Origin of the sequence: Leptospira vanthielii serovar Holland str. Waz Holland = ATCC 700522 (genome assembly GCF_000332455.1) — a bacterium.
Classification (GTDB): domain Bacteria; phylum Spirochaetota; class Leptospiria; order Leptospirales; family Leptospiraceae; genus Leptospira_A; species Leptospira_A vanthielii.
Window position 1 is genome coordinate 1 of the sequence record NZ_AOGY02000012.1, and the last position, 22201, is coordinate 22201.

The following is a 22201-nucleotide window of genomic DNA, read 5'->3' on the forward strand; positions in this document are numbered from 1 at the left end:
GGCACATCGGTAACACTTTAGATCACTCACATGGGTTACACTTTTACTAGTCAATTCTATACAATAGCCTCTGGTATTTCAACACTTTACTCGTATACAAATCCAAAATTCCAAGAATTGCATCCGCAAAGTAAAGACGACAATGCCGATCAGATATCTCTTCAAAGCCAACTACCTCTCCAATGAAAGGATTCCCAAAGAACACTCGATGGGGCCCGTACTGCGCAAAAACCACTTTCATGGACTTTATCGGTAACAATATGTGTGGGATAAGCTACCTCTAGAATCTTTTTTGGGAATGTCCTTTTCGAAGATTTATAAACTTTTGCAGGTGTCAGAAAACCCAAATACGTGGCGTCTTACCTTATTAAATTCTTCACGGAATGAATCAAAGGCGGTCTGTTGTGCATCCAAACTAGATCTTGGGGTAATGCAGTTTCTTCTTTGAGTGTTCTGTGCATTCTCTCATGACGACCGTTCTGAGATGGTTTCCCTGGTTCAATGCGTTCCGGTCGGATCCCTATTTCAACCACCATATAGAAAGACTAGTTAAGCCGCCAATGGCCTTACTTGCAAAAGGTATCCATTATCTGATTTGTTGCCTGTGGTAGTCCATATTCTTTAAAAACCCTTTCAAATACCGCTTTTGTTTGCTCTGCATTCGTTTTATTCAGGATTTCACATGCTAGAAGGTAGCGACTATATGCATCTGTAATTGTTAGTGGATCGCAGCGATTGCCATTTCCTACTGTAAAATGGCCTTTAAAATCAACACACCATACATCATTGGGAGCGACTACATTGGAAAAAGGAAATAGAGACTGTGGAACTCTTGGTCTTTTTTTCTTAGGTTGACTAGGCCTTTTTTGCGAAGAATGTTTCCAATTGTAGTTTCACTTGGAATCTGTTTCATGCGATGAAACTTTGCTTTGAGTATGGGACGGAGTTTTTTGGGACCCCAAGATGGATGGTCTTCACGTAAAGATACAATTAGGTGAACGATTTTCTCAGGAGTTTCATTGGACTGAGTGATTCTTTTTCTAGATTTATCTTTGAGTCCGTCGATACCTTCCGACTCATAATTCTTTAGATATTTATAGCCAGTCTTTCTCGATATATTAAAGTCTCGGCAAAGATCGGCAAAACACCACTGACCACTTTTAACAGCTGCTATGAACTTGATTCTTTCTTCTATCACTTTGGTTTCCTTCCAAGGCATCGGATTGTCCTCCGATACACAATGTAGGTGTTACCCATGTGAGTTGTCTCTTTTGTTACCTATCTGACCTCCTCATACCGGAGGTGTCTCCATACTCGAAAGCGGTCTTCCACAAGTTTTACCGCTTATATACATCACCTGGAATTCAAATGAATTCCAAATAGGACGTTCGTAGGAACTTCCCAGTTTTTAGTCGCAGCACCGAAGGTTTATCTTTCTGTTGTTGCGAATTCAAAGAAAGAAAACTTTTTTTGAAAGCCGAAGGCTTGTGTTGGGCACAAGGGGTCGTTATGAATGAATCAAAAAGAACGGGTGTTTGGGTCGCCCAGTGGATGGAAGATTTGGGTCTTACGCCAAATCAGACTAAGTTGTATGCAGAGATAGTTTCTTTGCATACCAAGGGAGGATGTTTTGCTTCGAATGAATATTTGGCTGCTGTATTACGATTAAAACGAGATACAGTATCGCGTTTGGTTTCACAATTAAAAAAGAAAGGGCTTTTGAAACAAACTGGATTTGATGGAAGGAAACGTTATCTAAAACCGGTGGTACCGGCAGTTGAGTCTGGTTCGGATTCCAGTCCTAAAAAGGATTTTTCTTCTGGCGTGCCAGTGACACGCCGAATTGGAATCACATCCAAGTCTGAGTCTTGTGCGAATCCGAAGCCTTCTCTTAAATACGAATTACATACAAATATACAAAAGAATATATTGGAAAAAGATAAGGATGCAGATTGGAAAGAGTTTTTGGCTTGGAGCGAAAGACGGCTCTCTTTTTCGACAAGTTTTGCTCTTTCGCAAATCCGAGGTCCTGAGGTTTTGACCGGTTCACAACTTTCCTATTGGGAACGTTTTAAGGCGAATCCAAGGTAGAGTAACGTTTGGGATTTATAGATCCTTTGTAACGAGAAAAGAGTCCTTGGATTCTTTGTAGATTCATTTAACATGGGTTAGGTCTTGTTGGAATTGGTTTCTACCACCTGGGTATTCGATAATATAGAGGCATTGGCAGGTTTCCCAAGCGGGGCTTGTGAAAAAATAGCCAATATCTTCAGGCTGGCAGGAGTCTTGTTTTGGTTTGATTTTGTGAGCAGAAATAAGCCGACCTAAGTCCTTGGTCTCTACTTCATCTAGTTGGATGGATTCTTGTTCGAGGAGGATGGAGGTCAGTTTTGGGGAAGTGGAGAGGAGATTTGTTGCATTGACGCAAGTGCTCCTTCGCATTGCTAAACTGCCGGATTCAATGGCTTGTACACTTGCTTTTGCGGAAACGGCAGCATAAAAAACTTCGGTGCCATCCTTTGTTTTCCATTCGGACTTCCATGGCATATAACTTTGGCAGGTGATAAGAAGTAAGAGAAGGAAGGGAATTAGATATTTCATAATTGAATCCTAAGTTCTTTTTTTGCTTTGTCAATTGATGTTGTAATTGATTCGAATCGTCCAGGATAATTTATTGAAAATTATCCCAATTCAGTCAACGTTGGGGATAGCTTATGAGCCTCTTTAAACCTTTACCCATTCTTTCTGGTGCCATGGTTCAGTCATTTATGGCTTCGTTTAAATCTAAATCAGACAAACGATACGGACATTCCGTTGTTGGTGAGTGGAAGTCGGTAAAGGCAAAAGACGGCACAACACTGCTTGCACGTGTTCATGAAGTACCTCAACCGAAAGGACTCGTTGTATTGGTGCATGGATGGGAAGGAAGCATTCATTCCAGTTATATTGTTCGAACCACAAGATTTTTTTTGAAAAAAGGATTTTCTGTTTATAGGCTGAATTTGCGAGACCATGGAGATACTCATCATCTTAACGAAGGAATCTTTAACGGTAGTTTACTTCCTGAGACTTATGAAGCCGTGAGAGAACTCGTAAAAACTTTTGGTTCTAAGGGTCCAGTCTATTTGGCGGGATTTTCGTTGGGTGGGAACTTTGTTTTGCGGATGGCAGCTCGCCATTCCCTATCAAAAGTGGCAGACCAAATCCCTGGATTGAAACATTGTTTTGCATTTAGCCCGGCTTTGGATCCGAAAAGAGCCACTATAAAAATGGATGAACACCCTTTTTTGCGGAAGTATTTTTTGAATTCATGGAAAACATCTCTCGTGAAAAAAGCACATTTATTTCCTCATTTATATTCCTTTCATGATTTGGATGATTACCAATCGGTGATGCATTTAACGGAAAAAATGGTGAGAGAGTTCTCTCATTTTGCATCGGTGGATGAATATTTTGATTCTTATACTTTGAACGATTTATTTTTTAAGTCTGTTCGAATTCCAACAACCATTCTAACTTCCATGGATGATCCAGTCATTCCTTGGAAGGAATTTGCAGAGATCCCACCTTCTTCGTATTTAGAAGTTGTGATTGAGTCAAAAGGTGGACACTGCGGGTTTATTGAGGATTTGAATCGTTCTTCTTATTATTGGAAATTGATGGAAAAAAAGATGGGTTGATTTCTTCCCAAATGGTTGTCCAATACTTTGCCCAATCTGTCTTTTTGGAAGTCCAAAATTTCCAATAGAAGGAATCGAGTGACTCTCTGTTTGATAAGATTTTCAGAAGAGATTTTTTTTCTAAATGTTCGGGCCCTTGTTTTAATAAAATATTAAGATCTTCTTCTATGGATTTAGGAAGTTTGGATTGGTATAGTTTGTTTCCTTGGAGTTGTTTGTGCTTATTGTGAAATATTGGGTGCACTAAGGCAAAAAATAATTCGCGACCTTCGAGATAATTATTTTTGTGTGATGTTAACTCCTCTTCTAAGCGACCGATTAGGGTTGTATTTGGTTTCCAAAAAGAAGGGCTTAGTATTTTGTTTAATGGCTTTTGCTCTTTACCCGTTAGGATCACCAAAGGGATTGAAAAAATCCAACCGATCCAAATTGGCATTGTCAGAACAAATAACATTGGGGAGTGAGTGTAACTTATGTAGGCACAGGCGAACCCGAGAATGGTCACTCCAAAAAAGGAAGAGAGTATGTAGGAGATATTGTATCCTGAGTTGGCATCGCGATTTTGTGGACCCCAAGTAATTCGTTTGTTTAGTAGTATGGAAAAAACAAAGATACTATGGTAGATCATGTAGATGGGAGCGATTAGGATCGAAAATGCGGTTTCCAGAAGAAAGGCAGGGAATTTTTTTAGAATTTGTAATATAGGAAGGCTTACAAAACTAAGTACTCTGGGAAGAAATAACAACAATAAAGATAAATATAGAAGTTTTATATAGAGTGGATCATAAATCTGCGATTTGAAGAATTCATATTCTTCAGGCAACATGGAATAATTCAAATATTTGTTATCTTCTAAGTAGTTCCACAAACTTAAAATGATGTAACACATCCAGATAGGTGAATTGAGATAGGATAAAATGCCATTGAGAATATGGATTCGGTTGATAAAAGGGATTTTTTTACCGAATAAAAACCAGAAATGTTGTAAATTTCCTTGGCACCAACGTTGGTCTCGTTTGAGGACATCGATGATGTTAGGTGGGTTTTCTTCGTAACTTCCCTCTAACTCATAAGCACATAAAACATCAAACCCTGCTTTTCGCATCAATGCTGCTTCAACGGTGTCATGGCTTAAAATTTTACCGCCAAGGCCTCCGTATTCGGGAAGGTGTGGTAGTGCACAATGTTCCATAAAGGGTTTCACTCGTAAGATGGCATTGTGTCCCCAATATCCTGAAGAATTGATTTGCCAAAACCCGGCTCCTTTTAAGAAAAAAGGGCTGAATAGATACGAAGAAAATTCTGTTAATTTCTGGAATAAGGTAGTGGTGCGAAAAATTTTGGTGCTGGATTGGATGATGCCAGCCGACGTATTTTTCTCCATATTTGCAATGAGTTGGATGATCAGTTCTCCAGAGACAAGGCTATCGGCATCGAGAATGATCATGTATTTATATTTTTTCCCCCACCTTCTGCAAAAATCTGCGATATTCCCACTCTTTCCGTTGAGGTTACTTTTTCGCCGGCGGTAGTGGAAGGTATGGAAGTTTTTTGTCGATTCACATAATTCTATGTAGGCGGCTTCTTCTTTGATCCATTTTTCTGGTGTTCTTGTGTCACTTAGAATGAAAAAATCTAGTTTTGGCAGTTTGTGAATTTTTTCTACTGACTCGTAAATAACTTTGATTCTAGAAAATATTGAAATTTCGTTTTCTTCATACACTGGCATTACAACAGCGACATGGAGGGATTCGAGTAACGGAAAATCTAAGTTACTTTCTGGAATCTGTTTTGCCTTAAGAAGTGGATCGCCGTTTTTTTTGAAAGATAGTAAAAATCCAAAAAGGGCAGTGTTTGCCCCATAGGACAACATTGGCAAAAGAAAAATCAATGTTATGAATTGGTAGTATTCAGTGATTTCAATCCCACGAAAAGAAATGATTTCAATAAACAAACTAAAACCCCAGATGACGGGTGTGATAAAAGTTAGAAAGAATATACTGCGTTGGATATTGATCATAACAACCTAAAAATAATTAAGTAATAGAGAAGGCTCCAAAGGAAGATAGAGGCAATGATAAATAGTGGTTTTAAAGATCCAATAATGGATTGTTTTTTTCTTTTTGTGTCTCGTTTCCATTCAGCAGACTGTGGAATCATGGATCCGAATTGCCAAGACCTATCGGCAATTGGTAACAGCTGAGCTGGTTCTATTTTTTTGTTTTGTAAATAACTCTGCCAAAGTTTCCAATCAGATGGGAAATTTAGATCCAGATGTGTGGATTTAAAAAAATCATTTAAAATTTCTGCGATTTTATATTCGTTATGGATCCCACTTAAAATTAAATAGGAACGGATCCTCTCGCTAAACTCGTTTAGGTATTCCATGTTATTTGGATAGGCCATCTCGGTAGATCCATGTTTCAGTAATTCTTTGATTTTGATTTTCAAGGAAAATAGACCAATCTGATTCGTTTATAGATGAGGGATACCAGATTTGTAAACGCCACTGGTCTAACTCTGATATTTTTTCAATTTTATAGCGAATTTGTTCGGGAGGGATTGTACTGTTTTTGATGATTGCTTTGAGTATAGTTTTCCGATCCAACGATTTTAGATAATCACCAGTAAAGTATAATGTGAATACTTTTTCCTTTGGAAAGAGTGGATCTACTCCTCTGTAAAACGCAGATGCTTTCCCAAGTGTATGGTGTTTGGGAGACTTTTCTGTATAATGGAGTGTGTATCGGAATTCATAACCTTCATTTAAATTAGGTGGAATGGCTGGTTCCCAAAAAGTAGTAATATTGTCATCAGAGTCTAAATTTGTTGTGAATTCGAGTAAATACAAATTCCCTTTGCCCCAATCACCTTTTGGTTCTACCCAAACACTTGGCCTTAAGTGGTATTTGAGTTTTTCATCTTGGTAACTTTTGAACTTACGATCTCTTTGGATAAGTCCATATCCTAATGGCGAATCTAATGAAATTCTTGTTAGTTGGGTCTTTTTGGGATTGATGAGTGGCCTCCACTCCCAATCCCCAGATTTGTTTTGAGTGAGTAGGCCATCGGAGTCATGAACTTCGGGATGGATGTTTCCTAAAATGGGATTGTCGGATTCTCCATATAAATACATGGAAGTGACGGGAGCAAAACCCAGGCGTTTGATTTTTTTGCGTAGATAGATTTTTGCTTGTACATCAATCGTTGTGACCTCGCCAGGTTTTACAATGAATTCATAGGAACCAACCACAGATTCGCTATTCATGATGGCATAAATGGTAATGGTGGTGTCGGTTTTTTGAGGTCGTTTGATGTAGAAACTTTCAAAGATAGGAAATTCTTCTTTGTCTTTGGGGCCTGTGTTGATAGCAAGTCCTCTTGCTGATAATCCATAGACCTGATCTTTGGAAATAACCCTGAAATAAGAGGATCCTTGAAAGACCAAAAATTCTTCTAGAGCCTCTTTTTGATTGATCGGGTAATGAACGCGGAAGCCAGTATAGTGAAGTTTTTTGGTTAGTTCTGTGAAAGAGTCTGTGAGTGGTAAGTCGCCAAAATTAAAACGAGAGGCATCGTAAGGAATTTCAACAGGTTTTTCATTAATTACTTCGTAAATCTGAATTCCGTTGCTATAGATATGGCCTGGATGAAAGAAGTGAAGTTGGTAGGGAAGGGCCAAATTTTTCCATATTGCTACATCTGGTTTGTATTCTATCTGTCTATAATCGTCATAACTGATTCCATCTAACCCAGGAATTTTAAATTCCGGAGTCGGAGAAAATTTAGACTTTAATTTTTGTTTTGCAATCAAATCGGCACTGTGAAAGTCGAAAACTTCGGTGGGAGTTGATATGGCCATCAAAGTGGCTATTTTGTTTAGGGTCAGATCGTTTTTTCGGATGATGATGATGACACACAATACCAAGGCAATGAGTGCAAGATATATGTTCAGTTTCTTCATAGGTGTAATGATTATTATTGAATCTATAGGGTCACGTAAATAATCTAATGTGGCGTTTTTGCCTCACTAAACATGGATTAAGCAAGATGGTTCAATTTTTATATTGCATATTTCAAACGTTTCTATAGCCTTCCCTCATCTTATGAAACTTGTTTCAACAAAATCCTTTTCCCTGTTAGCCGTCGCCTTATTTCTACAATGTTCTGGTTCAAAAAAAACAGATAAGATCCTTGGTGAATCTGTATTTACTTCGAACAAGCCGCAATCATTCAAAAAAATTGCTCCTCTAACAGCCAATTCCCTTGGATCGAGAAAGAACCTTTTGGAGAATGGGTGGGCAATCATTCCCTCAGGAAAAAAAAGTATGGATTTGGCCTATGAAAATGGCGGAATTAGCGCACGAGTTGCCAAAGCAATGGTACTTGTGCATTTAAAAAAACGTAGTGTTGATTATCCTGGTAAATTAGGCGAAACTATGACTTCGGTTCTTTCCTGGACTGGAAGTGGGATTGCGAATTCTTCGAGAAGAACAGAAGATATCTATGATGCTGGCTGGCAGTTGAGCAAAGCCGAGTGGAAGGTTTCGAAAGAAAGTTTTGAAGAAGCAGGGTCGAGGTTTGTGTTAGGTTACATTTATATGGTTCCGAAAATGGAGTCAGATGTAAAACTTATGCGTTCAACTTTGGACGAAATCGGTGGCGAACGTAGTAAAACAACTGATTCGCTGAATGATTTATTTGTTACAACATTAAACACAAGTTCGAAAAACATAGTTTCTGCATGGAGTGATTCCTTTTCGAAAGCTTCCGATGAGTTTACAAAAAACTACGAAGAATCGGGAGATCGCGGGAATTCGCTTCTTGCACTTGTTGATATATTCCACGGTTATTCCGTTGCACTCAAAGAAGTGATGATCTCTCCCATTGTCAAAACAGGTAAAAACACGGGTGAGATATTGGTGGTCAATGGAGTTTATGTTCCCCTTTCGCAAACAATGAACTTTTCAGCGAATGCATTGATTTCGACGGGTGTTGTTTTTTATTATTCAACTAAGTCTGGTTATCGGGTCATTTCGCCAACTTTGGAAGCGGGTCTTTTTAGCTCCATTGGAATACTTTCTGCATCATCTACGATCCCAACCTACACAGGGGGAACAACACTTGCTGCCTTTAATCAGGTAACATCTGTTGCTGCGACAACTGCTGGTGGGACTATTGGAGCCGTTGGTGGAACGACCTACGATACTGGTGCATACGCTACGGGGATGGTATATGATTTGTCGAAAGGAAGCGCAGAGGCTGGGTTCTATGCGATGAGTTCTGGTATGATTTTAGGATATACTGCCCTCACAGTACTTCCTTCTCAATTAGTGTTAGCGGCAGTGGATGGACCAATATTCATAACCTATGATGGCCCCCGTGTAGTGATTGCCGTTGTAAAAGGTAATTATGCAGGGTTTGACGATGCACCAACGGGAACAGTCATCAATTTAGAAGCCGCAAAAAAAGCAGGAAAAGTAAAGATCCTTACAGACGATCCAAAAATAATAAAGAAAGTATTGGATGCGGAAATAGCAGAACAATCTAAACGTGCGAATGCAAAGGCCTCTGAAAAAAAATGAAATCAAACATGTATCAAATAATTTTCGTTTCTATATTTCTTTCTCTTTTTTTTCAAAACTGCTCGGGCTCTGATAAGAAGACAGAAGATCCGTTAAAGAATACCAAAAAATTAGCAATCGAAGGTCACTCATCGCTTTATTACCAAGGAGCACTTCCCGTAAAAGGGACAAGCATCAAATTCATCCCACCCTTTCATGAGTCTACTGTATTTGTGATGGGGGAAAGGATCGGATTTGCTGGTGATGAATTTTCCCGTTCTGTTTTAAAGGCAAGGGAGTCAGTTGTCATTGTTAAAGATGGAACCAAAATGAGTTGGTCTGCTGCCGGAAAAGTAAACGAAAAGGGCGATGCTGCTGTTCAATACCTTAATGAAAATGCCACCAAACCAGGGTTATTCATTATGTATGTTTCGGTTGCAGAATCCTATGGGATGGTTGGATCTTCCTTGGAACGAGGGATGGATACTCATAAAGCGGTTGTCGCAAACTCAGAAGCCATTCGAAAAGATTGGAATGAATGGGCGGATATGCAACTGAACCATAAAGAAGCGGTGGACAATTCCCCATCGGCAAAAAAAAGATTTAATCAGTATAAGGAAGAATTTCAAAAGGTTTATGAGTCAACTGTTTACGGATATGTAGATTTAGACGAGGTACTTAAGTCCACTTATAATGATACTTATGATGATTTAAAATCTGGGAGTTGGAAACGAAGATTTTCGGAGATTGAAGATCTCCGTTCTTCTGTTTCAGAGAAAATATTTGGAAGTTGGAAAGAAACCATCTTTACTTTTGGACAAGATACTTCGCAAGAGTTGGGTCGGGCCAAAGCGGATTTGGAATCCATTGCGGACGGGGAGGGGGTTCCCTTAGCTCTACTCAAAGCATTTTCAAGAACCACCAAGGCATTGTTTTATGATAGTATCATCAAACCTATTGGGAAAATGACATTACTTTCTGTTGGGTATATTACTTGGAATGGAATCATTTATCCTGCTGCTGTTGTCACTAATTCTGCGGGTACAGGTCTTTATTGTTTAGTAGAGACTTTTGCATTAGCAGGAAAAGGAGTTGTATACATTACTGCTCCGAGCGTTGAACTTGCGCTAGGTGCATTATTGAATAGCACGGAAGTAGTATTGAATGAATCTGTCCAGTCTATGGAAAAAGGGGCAAAGGTAACTTCTGCCGTTGCTAGAAAAACATCTGCGTATTCCGTAAAAACTGCTGCTGTTGTCACTGAATCTTCCGGTAAATATATTTTGGCTCCGATGAGCCTTGTGGGTGTTACTTCTGGACAAACAGTTCTCGGTGGAGGCCTTGCTGTATCAGGAACTGTGACTGGCGCAACATTTGCAGGAGCTTCCGCAACGGCACAAACAGTCACATACACTTCTACAAAAGTTGCTGCGGGAACTGTGGGTGTCGTGGGAACTGCTGCCTCTTTCGGAACGGGAACTACCTATGGTGTGTATCAATTAACAAAAGCAGTTGGGGTTCCTTCTGGTGTGATGATTGGATCAGGGATTGTACTGAGTTATGAATTTGTATCCCATATATCAGCACATTCGGTACTCGCCGTCGCTGATTGTACATACTTAGTGTTATCCCTTGAAGGGGGTAAGTGGGTCGTTTATGGTGTAAAAGATGGTTCGAAAAGGGCATCTCGTCTCTTAACGGGAGCTGTAGTTGATATGGACCAGATTCGCAAAGAAGGAGGAACAGTAGTAAAAGTTCCTTTAGAAGAGGGCGAAGTTGAAAAAATACTAGGTAAAAAAAAGAAAAAATGAAATCCTTGATGAATGGAGAAAGAAGGTAAAAAAATTCTCATCATTGAAGATTCTGAATTACAAAGAAAACTTCTCAATCGATGGATTTCGAATCATGGATACGTTCCTATTGAAGCGGTGTCTCTTTCTGATGCAAGAGCGATCATAATCAAAGACCAAATTGATGTGGTCCTCCTCGATTGGGAATTACCTGACGGATCGGGGATTGAACTCATCTCAGAAATATTCTCTTCCTCTCCCGTGGGTTGGCTTCCTATCATTATGGTTACAGGTCATACGGAACCCGAGAACCTTAAACTAGCAATTGAAGCTGGTGCTACTGATTATATCACAAAACCAGCCAAAGAGATTGAGCTCTTAGCTAGAATTTTTAGTGCTTTGCGAATGAAATCTTTACATGATCAGTTACGTGAAACTTCGATTCGTGATGTAATGACAGGATTATATAACCGTCGCTATATGGAAGAGAGGATTGATCAAGAATTTCAAAGATGTAAACGGCACAAACATAATATTTCTTTGGCCATGATCGATATTGATTTCTTTAAAAAAGTCAATGATACCTATGGACATGAGACCGGTGATATAGTACTAAAACGAATTGCTTTTGAGCTAAAGTCATCTCTTCGAAAGTCAGATATCATTTCGAGATTTGGCGGTGAAGAATTTGTGATTGTTTTCCCGGAAACAGCTGTTGCCGACGCTGCAAGGGTATTGGATAAAATTCGAGAGATGGTCTCCGGTCTAGAATTGCTTTCGGAGTCTGGACAAAAATTCCAAGTTTCTTTTAGTGGAGGGGTTACTGGTGGAGACATCACTCCCATAGAAAATCCTGTGGAACTACTTAGGACTGCCGATAAACTATTATATGAAGCAAAGTCTTCTGGTCGAAATCGGATCGTAAGTTAAATTATCAAATTGGATATCAATCATTCGTTCTACCAGCTAACACCTGATACAATACTAAATGCTTTAGAATCATTGGGTTATGAACCTACGGGACGGTTCTATCCTTTAAATAGTGTTGAAAATCGTGTATACGATATAGAAACCTCAAACTCAGGACGGATCGTTGTTAAGTTCTATCGTCCAGGCAAGTGGACCTATAATGAAATTTTAGAAGAACATACATTTTTGTCAGAGTTAGCTTTGGAAGAAATCCCAGTTCTAACTCCGATTGCCATTGAAGGAAAAACTTTATTTGAGTGGTCTGGAATTTATTTTGCTATTTGGCCACTTCGGAACGGTCGGATTGTAGAAGAAATTGCCGGTGGAGATTTAGAAAGAGTAGGTGCACTCCTCGGGAGGATTCATGCAGTAGGTAAACGATCGAGTTCAATCCATCGCCCTATTTTGGATATTCCTTCATACGGCTTGGAATCATTAAACTTTATATTAGAAAAAAAACTGATACCAAACAATGCTTTGGCGGAGAGGTATAAGGCAACGGCTTTAAGATCTTTTGAAATTTTTGAGTCATTAGTGAAAGAATACCAAATTCCATTCCAGCGAATCCATGGTGATTGCCACAAGGGGAATTTACTCGTTTCACCAGACGGTTACAGTATTTTAGACTTTGACGATTTTTTAACAGGCCCTATTGTTCAAGATTTCTGGATGTTGCTTCCGTTAGGTGAGTCAGATCGAAAAAATGATTTATTTCAGTTTCTTCAAGGTTATACAATGTTTGCTGAGTTTGATGAAAACTGGCTGCAATTGGTAGAACCTCTTCGTATTGTCAGATACATACACTATGCTGCATGGATTGCAAAACGATGGGAAGATCCTTCTTTTCCATCATTGTTTCCTCATTTCGGCACAGAAGAGTATTGGTTGAAAGAAACACTTGATTTGGAATCTGCTAAAAAAGATTTGGAAGAGCAGTCTGTTGACGGAACCATCAACCCGGCAGATACAGAGCCTGAAATGACAAATAAAGATTTTTTTTGGGATTGGGAAAAGTAATAGATCTAACCAAGCAAATGCGATAAAGCAACTGCGAGTGCATGTGATACATTTAAAGAATCGATTTGGTTTTTCATAGGTATATAAACTAATTGGTCCGACAAGTTGAGAACGTCCGACTCTATCCCTGCCGCTTCATTACCAACTACCAATACAAATTTGTTTTGTTTGCCTACTTCATAAACAGACTTCGTTTTAGATGGCAAATCCATTCCATCCCTCGGCAGACTAAGAGATAAAAGTATATTTCCTGATGCTTTCAAAGAGATTAAAGTTTCTATTAGGTTGGGAATGCGAATCAGTCGGATTTGAAATAGCGAACCCATGGAAACTCTTACACTTCTTCGGAGATAGGGTGATGCTGATTTCGAATCAAAAAGAACAGTATGGATTCCAAATGCTGCTGCCGTACGTAAAATGGATCCAATGTTTTCGCTATCAACGATGGAGTTTACTAATAGTATGGGAGATTCAATTTCTGATAAGGAATCCCATTTTTGATAACCTACCGCCATAAATCCTTGGTGGACAGAAAATCCAATGGTTTCTTCAAATACTGACTTTTCAGCAACAAAACACTGGTTAGTGTCAGATAATTTGGATTGGATGAGGTCTTTATGTTTTTCCCAATATTTCGGTGTACAGAACACGGATTCTACTTTGAGCGTTGAATTTAGGAGGCGGATGGCTGTTTTTTCATGGTCGGCAATAAACTTGTCAGAAGGATCCTCCTTTGCTTTGAGGAGTTGGTAGGCAGAAAGCCTCGGGTCCTGTGGGGAGTGTATGATCTGCATTATGTCTCATTACGCCTGGAAAGCCCCCGCCCTGAATGGGTGGTGGAGGCGGGCTTGTGGGTTTGTCCTAAAACCTCTAACACATTTCCCTCTTTCCTTCAACTAAAGATTACATTTTCGGCAATATTCTTTCAGAAAGTTCATGTTACTTAAGATGATACTTCGATTGCACAAATCCATTTGGGTAAATCAGAGTTTGGGAGTGTTTTAGTTTCTGCTCTCGATCTAAATGTCCAAACAGGGGCAATCCAGAACCCAATAAAACAGGGATTCTTGTGATTGTGATTTCATCTAACATCTCTTCTGCGATAAAGGATTGAATCAATTGTCCTCCATCCACATAAGCGGCTTTGATTTGTTTGTTCTCTAAAATTGAGGTTAAATCTCCGAGTTTTCCATTGAATATAGAAACGGGGTGGTGGGATTCGAATTTGTAATCAGGATTGCGAGTTAATACATAAACCGGAACAGTTGCAAATGGGTATGGTTCAAAGTGCAATACTGTCTCAAAAGTAACTCTACCCATAACAATACAATCGATACCCTGCATAAAAGAAGAATATCCTAAATCATTGTTTTCCAATGTATATTCATTCGATGTTAGCCAGTCGAGTGAACCGTCAGATCTTGCTATAAATCCGTCTAAACTGCTTGCAATAAATGCTTTATAGAATATCATAAAAAAAATAATTCTACGGCGTAGAGATTATAATTCTACACCGTAGAATTAATCAAATTAAAATGAAACAAAAAATTATTCAGGCTGCTCTAAAAATTTGTGAAAAAGAAGGATATGAATCCTTTAGTATGCGAAAATTAGCTACAAAATTGGGATTGGATCCAATGGCAATCTACCATTATTTTGATAATAAGGAAGGACTTACGAAGGCAATGGTGGAGCAAATATTTAATCGGTTCCAAGAAGAGACTACATTCGTTGACAAAAATTCTTATGCCAGTATTAAAAAAGTCCTAATAAATTATTGGAATCTATTTATTGAATATCCTGGAATGTCCTTATACCTAATCAAAAATTCTTATGAAGGTTTCCCTTCTGTTGTAGCATTTAATCAAAAGTTGCAACAGTTACTCAAGAAACTCTATCCCGAGTCGGAAACGGAGAAAATTTTAAACATTTTGATCGACTTTATTCATGGCAATGCACTAACTTCCACCTCGTTTTCCAAAGGGAAAATAAAGGAAGTAACAGTGAGATCAAATCGGAAGGAATTTGAAACAACTTTGGTATATCTTCTAAACCAATTCCCAAAACTCTAACTGTTTGGTTTCAATGTAACGGTGCCGGGATATTTAAAGACGTTTGGGAATCAACGTAAGCGTAGATATCAATACCGCCTAATTCTGGTTTTGAGATCACTTCTTTCTTATTTTAGCAAATTTCGTTAATTATTTTTCATTTGTAGTTGATAAAATTACATAGGAAAAAACTATTTATTTGGAATCTCGGATTTCCCCCAACCAAAATGAATATTGATCCCCGCACAGTCGTTTTTATTAACATAATTGGATGTTTGTTAATGTCAGGCGGTCTTTGGTTTGCCGCTAGGGGTTATTTCCAAAAGCTGCGGTTTGTAAAGGATTGGTCGATTGCTACCTTGTTGCAGGCTTTTGGCTGGGTTGTCATGGGTGCCCTAAGAGGCGTTATTCCCGATTGGTTGTCTATCAGTGCTGGGAACTCCCTGATTTTACTATCATTGGTATATTATAATAATATAATACTTTCTATGTTCAATCGGAAGCAAATGTGGAAATCTGGGATCTTTTCTGTGGTTCTAGTTTTTATACTATTAGTTTTCCATCATTTTTCGGATTTTGCACCTAAGTATAGAATCTCTTTGATCTCTTTTGCTGCCGGTTTACAACTATTGCTTTCAGGCAAAACAATTTTAGGTGCAAATCAAAAGGCTCGATTGTCCAGTTGGTTCACAGCTGTTTTCTACCTTGCTTGTGGTATTTTTTTATTCCTTCGTTTTTTGTATTATACTTTTGCCGACGTTTCCGTTTCACAAATTGCATTCGGGAAGGGACCAATTCAAGATATAACTTACCTGTTTTTTTATGTTACTTCAGTAATGATGACATTTGGTTTTCTGATGATGTGTATTGATATATTCATTAAAAGCCAAGAAGAAAGTGAACAAAAGTATAGATTACTTGCGGAAAATACTACAGATGTTATATGGGTATTAAATTTAGATGAAAAAAAATACCTCTATGTTAGTCCATCGGTTGTAAATATCACTGGATACACATCCGAAGAAGCTATCAAATATTCGTTAGAAGACACACTTACTCCAACCTCATTCAAATATATAATGGATGTATTACAAATACGAATCCAAGAATTCAAAGAAACCGGTGAAAGAAAACCGTTTAGTGATGAAGTCGAACAATATTGTAAAAATGGTTCAACAATTTGGATTGAAGCGAACACTGTTTTTCAATGGAACCCGAATGGTTCTATCAATATACTGGGTGTATCAAGAAACATTGATAAAAGGAAAAGAGCTGAAGTTGAAAAAGATAAGTTTTATTCCGAATTGCAACTGTTAAACTATACCAAGGATAGATTTTTCTCTATCATTGCCCATGATTTGAAGGGGCCAATTGGTGGAATGAATACTTTTGCGGGTATGATTTTAGAGGATTTGGACACGAGGCCATTAAAACGTACAAAAAATGATTTGAGTATCCTCTTCCAATCATCTGGAGAAATATATGTTCTACTAGAAAACCTTTTAACTTGGGCGCGGTCTCAAACAGGGGAGATCGCTTTTTTTCCAGAAGATATATCGTTGTATCGTTCCATCGAATCATCTATTGCTTCAGTTTCTTTTTCGATTCAAAATAAATCAATTCTTGTAAAGAATTTTGTAGATTCTAAATCTATGGTATATGCAGACGAAAAAATGATAGAGACCATCCTCAGAAATCTAATATCGAATGCTGTAAAGTATTCTCATCCCGGGGGTGATATCCAAATTTCTGCCAAATCTATAGATGATGATTTTGAAATTTGTATAGCAGACTTTGGAACTGGCATTACAGCTGAAATTCAGAATAAGTTATTCCGTATCGATGCAAAACAAACTAGTATGCCAGGTACTATCGGCGAAAGAGGTACTGCTCTCGGTTTGATCTTATGTAAAGAGTTTGTAGAAAAACATGGAGGGTGTATTCGAGTCGAAAGTGAAGTGGGTAAGGGATCTAAATTTTATTTCACCTTACCTAAAAAATCGAGTGTACTTATTCGGGTATAACTTTGGTTCCATTCACAACTGTATCACCAGGATATAGTATAACGGACTCTCCAACGGAAAGACCACTTTTAATCATACTAACACCTTCGCTTTGATGTTCTACTTCAACAAAACGCAATTTAGCTCTTTTCTTTTCAATGGTAAATACTGCCCATTTTTCATCTTCACGAAATAAAGCAGATGTAGGTATTACGGTTGCACTTGGTTTTTCAAATAAAATGATTTTACATTCTAATTCGTAACCATCCCCGATTCCAGGTGGTGGATCGAACTCAATGGAGATAGGTACACGTTGTTCTTCTACACCTAATGATGAAATTTTTGTTATCGCTGAAGGTTCGATAATGGAAACAGATCCTTCCAAAACGTTCTCGCCGAATCCTGTCAGTAGCACTTTGTCTTTGAGATCCAGGTCAGGCATATCTTCTGATAAAATAAATGCGGATACATCAATTTTCGAAATATCTCCATAGTCCAAAATTCGCTCACCCATGGCCACGGGTCCTGCACTTTCACGGTATACTTTGAGAATTTGGCCATTGGCACTCGCCTTAACTGTTTTAACTATATCCCAATCGACTGTGAGTAGAGTCATACCTTTTAAAACCTTGTCCCCGGCATGTAACTCCACTCGGCGCATAACACCATTTACAGGAGAATATGCCGTATAGAGTTCTTTGATTTTTGTTTTTCCTTGAACAGATAGAATTTGTCTGTAAACTCCTTGGGTGACGATCGATACTTCTACTGGTTTTGGATCCTTCTTTAAAATCAAAAAAGTAAAACCTAAAAACAAAATTATGCCAAATACAATTTTTGCATTTTTTGTTTTCATCAATTCTAAGATATTTTCTTTTGTCATATCATTCCCTCACCTTGAGTACACTTAATAAGTCCATAGTTTTTAATTTTCTATATACGATTATAAAACTGATCCCAGCAGTGGTTAGTGCTAGAAGTATTGAATAGTAATAAGTAGAAGGATATATGACAACAGGAATTTTAAATCCTTCCGTTTCGTTGCTATTTAAAATTAGATTCGCTACTTTGTTCCCGAAAAAACACCCAATGGGGATTGCTATGAATATCTGCCATGTCAATTCCCAGGCTATAATTTCGAATACTTCTTTTAAGCTGAATCCTAAGATGCGCAAACTTCCTAATTCGTAAATACGTTCGGATAAAGTAATCATCGCCGTATTATATATAACTCCGATTGAAATGATAATTGTAAATATTAAAATAACAATAGAGGTGGATTGCAGAGATCTTTGCATCACTGCTTTAAAAGCAGTAAGGATTGCCGACTTTGAAAATAGTCCAATGACAAGTGGGTTGTCTTTAAACTCTTCGATTAAATTTTTATCTGCTAATGGATCAGTTTTTAAGAGAGCAATATTGATCAAACTTCCTTCATCCAACATTCGATTGAGATTGTTTCTATTGATAAAAACACCTTGACCTAAAATTTCATTGGCGAATGCAGAAACTGTGACAGGAATTTTTCTTTTTTCCCCATCAAGTGTTTCGATGACAATGGTCTCTCCTTTTTGAATTCCCATTTTATTTGCAAGATCAGTATTCATCATGATTCCATACACCGGGATATCAATCGGATGCAAATTATGGTTTAAAATTCTTCTTAAGTCGGAACCTTCTGATATCCCTGTTAATACGGTGTCTTTTGATTTTCTGTTCTTGGTAATTTTAATTGGGATGGAACGTTGTCCTTCTGCTAAAAAAACACCTTTTCTCTCTTTAAGTTCAAACAATATGGAATCTTCTACTGGAATTCTGAATACCAATGTGAGAGTTTCCTTTTGGATCGTATTGAATTGTAAATCCAACAAGGTTCCAACTGTATCTTGTATAAAGTTGCCAATGATCATAATCATAATGGATGTAGACAATCCCAAGATAGTGAGCATGGTTCTTGTGGGGCGTTTGAAAAGATTTCTTAAAACCATTCTCTGTATAGTTCTAAGATTTGTAATCCAAGCTTCCCAAAAAGAAATTGTATAAGTTCCGGGTGGGGCAGGGCGCATCGCTTGTGCTGGATCTAACTGAATAATACTTCGCAAAGAAATTATGGTTCCAAGCCCACCGATTAAAATCCCAAAACTTACACTAAATAAGGCGAGTAAAGGTGGGAAGGTAGGAATCAATTGAGGAAATTTATAAAATCGCCCGTACAAACCGGTCATTGCATTGCCTAAAAAATACCCAACAATCACTCCAAGGATACTGCTTATTGCTGTGATAAATGTAATTAGTTTTAAATAATGAACAACAACATCTCTAGAAGTATAACCAAGCGCTCGTAAGGTTGCAATTTGTTCTCGTTCCTTCGAAATGAGCCGATTGGATATAATGTGTAAAAGGAAAGCAGCGATTGCCAAAAAAATTCCAGGTAAAAAAACAGCAGTAGTTCTGAGTTGTCTAAATTCATCACTCAAAAATGAATCAGAAGGTAATAGTTTTCTTTCTTTTGCACCTAAACCTCCAAACTCATCAAGTAATGCATCCAGATCACGCATTGTCCGTAATCTATCTTCCCCTTCCGAGGCAAAATGAAAAATAACCTGGTTAAATGCACCTTCAAAGTTGAAGTTTGCTTCCATCGCCTCTCGTTTCATCCAAATAATACCGTAATGTTTATCATCTGGCATTGGATTTCCCGGTCGGAAAACATATACAAATTCTGGCGACAGTCCAATGCCTGTTACATGAAGATAAACACGTTTCCCGCCGATTATGGATGATAGAACAGATCCAGGTTCTAATTGATTGGCGTTGGCGAAATTTTCACTGATGATTACATCCTGGTTTTGTTTTGGCAAAAACCCTTTTTTTAAATACAAAGTGTTCGTATGTTCTGGTAAAGATATCAATTGGGCGGCAGAAGGATATACTTCACCAGGAAAGTCTAAAACAATTTCTTTAGAGATTCTTGTTTCAAAATCGGATATACCTGGGAGGGCTGCTATTTTTGATTCGAGATACGAAGGTGCACGGTTTAAGTAAACAAATCCTTCACATAGATTTTGTTTGCTATAGAAATTTAATTTCGCATCCATTAGTGAAAAATAGGCTGCCCAAGATGCAGAAAAATAACTGATCCCCGCAGCGATCACAAGTCCTACGGTCAAACCCTGCATCGTCATAGACTTTAAGTCTCGGATTAATTTTAGATTGAGAGTCCTTCCAATCACCAACTAACCTCGGATACAGGCTTTTTATGATGATTCACAGAGTCGGAAACAATGGTGCCATCTTTCACAAGGATAATGCGATCGGCGATTTGTGCGATGGATTCATTGTGAGTAATGACAACTGTGGTCGTACCTAAGTCTTTGTTGATCCCTGTGATGGCTTCTAAAACAATTCTTCCCGTTTTGAAATCAAGTGCACCTGTAGGTTCATCGCAGAGAAGTAACTCCGGCCTTTTGGCTATGGCCCTTGCAATGGCAACTCGTTGTTGTTCTCCGCCGGAAAGTTGGGCAGGGAAATGGTTTTTCCTATCCGCTAGTTTTACCAACGTCAAAGCTTCTAGCGGTGTCATTGACTTGTCGGAGAGATCAGTCACCAAACGCACGTTTTCTTCTGCTGTAAGACTTGGAATTAAATTATAAAATTGAAATACAAAGCCTACGTGGTTCCTTCGATACCTTGTGAGTCCCTCATCATTTTCTAAAGCCAATGTTTTTTCGTGGAATAATACTTCTCCTGTGGTCGCAGTATCTAGTCCTCCTAAAATATTGAGAAGAGTGGACTTACCGGAACCAGAAGCACCTAACATTACCGTTAATTCACCCTCATTGAATTTTAGGTTTACTGAATGAAGGGCAACTAGCGGAACTTCACCTACCTGGTAGGTTTTCCCAAGATTTTTTGTTTCTAAAAGGGTATTGGGTTTCTTCATTTTAAAAATACCACGAGTGCAGAAAGAACTCTTAATTTTACAAATGTATTATTTTGGTTGGAATCTGTGAACTGAAAATTCAAAGAATTCTTGGATGATTTGGTTGATGTTTCTCAAGTTCTTGGAAGAACGGATACGATTTTAGATTTGGAAGAAAGCCCTGAGAGGATCGTAATATTGTTTTTTGGTACACGGTAGTGTTTTGAAAGTAGTGAGATAAGCTCTTCATTTGCTTTCCCGTCAATGGGTGGCGATTTTAAACGTGCAATACATTCCGTTTCTGATATAAATTCTAACCCAGGTTGTTTGTTATTTGGTTTTACCTTTACAGTTAATTTCATAAATTTTTACTATTGAGTTACCTGATCAAAATCAGATTGGTTCTACACTACATAAAGAAAATAAAAACGGAAATAACATCGATGAAATCTTCTAAGTTTTCCCAATCTTTCGCTACTTATTTTTTTCTTTTTCTAATGGTTGTATTTACTGCGACCTTGTCCACTCTTCTTGTGATCAATTCTACTGAAGATTGGGAATATCGTCGTTTCTTTTGTGATGAATCTAATCGAAATACCAAAGGCTCCCACTTTATATCTGGAATTATATCTCAAAGTAGTATACCCGATCCAGTATCTGGTTTTGTTGTATATAACGTTGAATACCAAACCAAACGGAATCACTGGAATTTATACCAAGTATCCGTTGGAAGTTTTTTCTTAGTTTTGAATGATAAAACAGAAGTTTTGGTTTATAATGAATCGGGGCTTGCCAATCATAACTTTGAGAACGAAGAAAGAACATTCAAAAAACATAATAAACCTTCTGAAGCACAACTCCGACTACTTGGAGCCAAAAACGGTGATATCATAACCGTTGTATATAATAAATCACAACTCATCTCAGATAAAAATGGAATCCAAGCGAGTGCCGTTTATGCCGGTTCTCCTTCCGATCTTTGTGCGGAAGAAACTGCCAATGTTCTCTCTGCCTTAGGTGGTGCCTTCGCATTTGCTCTGATCTCATTAGGACTCAGTTATATTCTTTGGAAAGAATGGATTCGCATGCAAAGAAAAACCAAAGGTAAGTGACCAACTTTTTTCTTTGCATCTGGGCGCCTCGGATCTGTTTGGTGATCAGTACTTTTTTGAATCAACGATCCCGTTCTACGCTCCAATCTTTCG

Annotated in this window: 19 protein-coding genes and 1 pseudogene; 9 read left to right on the forward strand and 11 right to left on the reverse strand. The window is 38.2% G+C overall.

The annotated features are described in order from the left end of the window. Window positions 1-46: 46 nt before the first annotated feature. Window positions 47-1219, reverse strand: a pseudogene (locus LEP1GSC199_RS22240) (DDE-type integrase/transposase/recombinase). Between the two features lie 290 nt (window positions 1220-1509). Between LEP1GSC199_RS22240 and LEP1GSC199_RS01790 the strand changes: the two are divergent. Then, on the forward strand, window positions 1510-2091 hold the full coding sequence (locus LEP1GSC199_RS01790) for a helix-turn-helix domain-containing protein (protein WP_002976511.1): 582 nt from the start codon (window positions 1510-1512) through the stop codon (window positions 2089-2091). A 63-nt stretch (window positions 2092-2154) separates the two neighbouring features. On the opposite strand, the gene LEP1GSC199_RS01795 is transcribed toward LEP1GSC199_RS01790, so the two are convergent. Further along, complete coding sequence (locus LEP1GSC199_RS01795) at window positions 2155-2601, reverse strand: hypothetical protein (RefSeq protein ID WP_002976547.1); 447 nt, start codon at window positions 2599-2601, stop codon at window positions 2155-2157. A 113-nt stretch (window positions 2602-2714) separates the two neighbouring features. On the opposite strand from LEP1GSC199_RS01795, the gene LEP1GSC199_RS01800 reads away from it, so the two are divergent. Next, window positions 2715-3680, forward strand: a complete 966-nt coding sequence (locus LEP1GSC199_RS01800; protein WP_039925773.1) for a YheT family hydrolase — start codon at window positions 2715-2717, stop codon at window positions 3678-3680. Here LEP1GSC199_RS01800 and mdoH read toward each other — a convergent pair. The 3 genes from mdoH to LEP1GSC199_RS01815 are packed head-to-tail and all read right to left on the reverse strand — an operon-like array spanning window position 3619 to window position 7644. After that, a complete protein-coding gene (mdoH, locus tag LEP1GSC199_RS01805) occupies window positions 3619-5700 on the reverse strand; it encodes a glucans biosynthesis glucosyltransferase MdoH (protein ID WP_002976553.1) in 2082 nt (693 codons plus the stop codon). The two genes, LEP1GSC199_RS01800 and mdoH, sit on opposite strands and share 62 nt — an antisense overlap. Beyond that, entirely contained in the window at window positions 5697-6086 is a 390-nt protein-coding gene (locus tag LEP1GSC199_RS01810) for a hypothetical protein (RefSeq protein ID WP_002976521.1), read from the reverse strand. The genes mdoH and LEP1GSC199_RS01810 overlap by 4 nt, the downstream gene beginning before the upstream one ends. After that, a complete protein-coding gene (locus LEP1GSC199_RS01815) occupies window positions 6070-7644 on the reverse strand; it encodes an OpgD/OpgG family glucan biosynthesis protein (protein WP_002976518.1) in 1575 nt (524 codons plus the stop codon). The genes LEP1GSC199_RS01810 and LEP1GSC199_RS01815 overlap by 17 nt, the downstream gene beginning before the upstream one ends. A 142-nt stretch (window positions 7645-7786) precedes the next feature. Between LEP1GSC199_RS01815 and LEP1GSC199_RS01820 the strand changes: the two genes are divergently transcribed. The 4 genes from LEP1GSC199_RS01820 to LEP1GSC199_RS01835 are packed head-to-tail and all read left to right on the forward strand — an operon-like array spanning window position 7787 to window position 13020. Then, complete coding sequence (locus LEP1GSC199_RS01820) at window positions 7787-9265, forward strand: hypothetical protein (RefSeq protein WP_039925774.1); 1479 nt, start codon at window positions 7787-7789, stop codon at window positions 9263-9265. A gap of 8 nt (window positions 9266-9273) precedes the next feature. Then, entirely contained in the window at window positions 9274-11055 is a 1782-nt protein-coding gene (locus tag LEP1GSC199_RS01825; protein WP_232420549.1) for a hypothetical protein, read from the forward strand. A gap of 12 nt (window positions 11056-11067) precedes the next feature. Then, window positions 11068-11964 (forward strand): diguanylate cyclase DgcR, encoded by an 897-nt coding sequence (dgcR, locus tag LEP1GSC199_RS01830; protein WP_002976529.1) that lies wholly within the window; start codon window positions 11068-11070, stop codon window positions 11962-11964. A 9-nt stretch (window positions 11965-11973) separates the two neighbouring features. After that, window positions 11974-13020: a serine/threonine protein kinase gene (locus LEP1GSC199_RS01835; RefSeq protein WP_002976537.1), complete on the forward strand. Its 1047-nt coding sequence runs from the start codon at window positions 11974-11976 to the stop codon at window positions 13018-13020. 5 nt (window positions 13021-13025) lie between these two features. On the opposite strand, the gene LEP1GSC199_RS01840 is transcribed toward LEP1GSC199_RS01835, so the two are convergent. Beyond that, a complete protein-coding gene (locus tag LEP1GSC199_RS01840; RefSeq protein ID WP_002976534.1) occupies window positions 13026-13814 on the reverse strand; it encodes a TrmH family RNA methyltransferase in 789 nt (262 codons plus the stop codon). Window positions 13815-13959: 145 nt separating this feature from the next. Continuing rightward, window positions 13960-14493 (reverse strand): dihydrofolate reductase family protein, encoded by a 534-nt coding sequence (locus LEP1GSC199_RS01845; RefSeq protein ID WP_002976542.1) that lies wholly within the window; start codon window positions 14491-14493, stop codon window positions 13960-13962. 62 nt (window positions 14494-14555) lie between these two features. Here LEP1GSC199_RS01845 and LEP1GSC199_RS01850 point away from each other — a divergent pair, with 62 nt between their 5' ends. Further along, a complete protein-coding gene (locus LEP1GSC199_RS01850; protein ID WP_002976507.1) occupies window positions 14556-15092 on the forward strand; it encodes a TetR/AcrR family transcriptional regulator in 537 nt (178 codons plus the stop codon). 260 nt (window positions 15093-15352) lie between these two features. Continuing rightward, on the forward strand, window positions 15353-17095 hold the full coding sequence (locus LEP1GSC199_RS01855; protein ID WP_002976549.1) for a PAS domain-containing sensor histidine kinase: 1743 nt from the start codon (window positions 15353-15355) through the stop codon (window positions 17093-17095). On the opposite strand, the gene LEP1GSC199_RS01860 is transcribed toward LEP1GSC199_RS01855, so the two are convergent. The 4 genes from LEP1GSC199_RS01860 to LEP1GSC199_RS01875 form a co-directional block, all read right to left on the reverse strand. Continuing rightward, window positions 17082-17957: an efflux RND transporter periplasmic adaptor subunit gene (locus LEP1GSC199_RS01860; RefSeq protein WP_002976509.1), complete on the reverse strand. Its 876-nt coding sequence runs from the start codon at window positions 17955-17957 to the stop codon at window positions 17082-17084. The two genes, LEP1GSC199_RS01855 and LEP1GSC199_RS01860, sit on opposite strands and share 14 nt — an antisense overlap. A gap of 1 nt (window position 17958) precedes the next feature. Beyond that, complete coding sequence (locus tag LEP1GSC199_RS01865; protein WP_198288752.1) at window positions 17959-20259, reverse strand: ABC transporter permease; 2301 nt, start codon at window positions 20257-20259, stop codon at window positions 17959-17961. 44 nt (window positions 20260-20303) lie between these two features. Continuing rightward, window positions 20304-21017, reverse strand: a complete 714-nt coding sequence (locus LEP1GSC199_RS01870) for an ABC transporter ATP-binding protein (RefSeq protein WP_002976499.1) — start codon at window positions 21015-21017, stop codon at window positions 20304-20306. A gap of 113 nt (window positions 21018-21130) precedes the next feature. Continuing rightward, complete coding sequence (locus tag LEP1GSC199_RS01875) at window positions 21131-21358, reverse strand: DUF167 domain-containing protein (protein ID WP_002976551.1); 228 nt, start codon at window positions 21356-21358, stop codon at window positions 21131-21133. A gap of 81 nt (window positions 21359-21439) precedes the next feature. Here LEP1GSC199_RS01875 and LEP1GSC199_RS01880 point away from each other — a divergent pair, with 81 nt between their 5' ends. Then, on the forward strand, window positions 21440-22108 hold the full coding sequence (locus LEP1GSC199_RS01880) for a hypothetical protein (RefSeq protein WP_002976514.1): 669 nt from the start codon (window positions 21440-21442) through the stop codon (window positions 22106-22108). The last annotated feature ends 93 nt before the right edge of the window (window positions 22109-22201 follow it).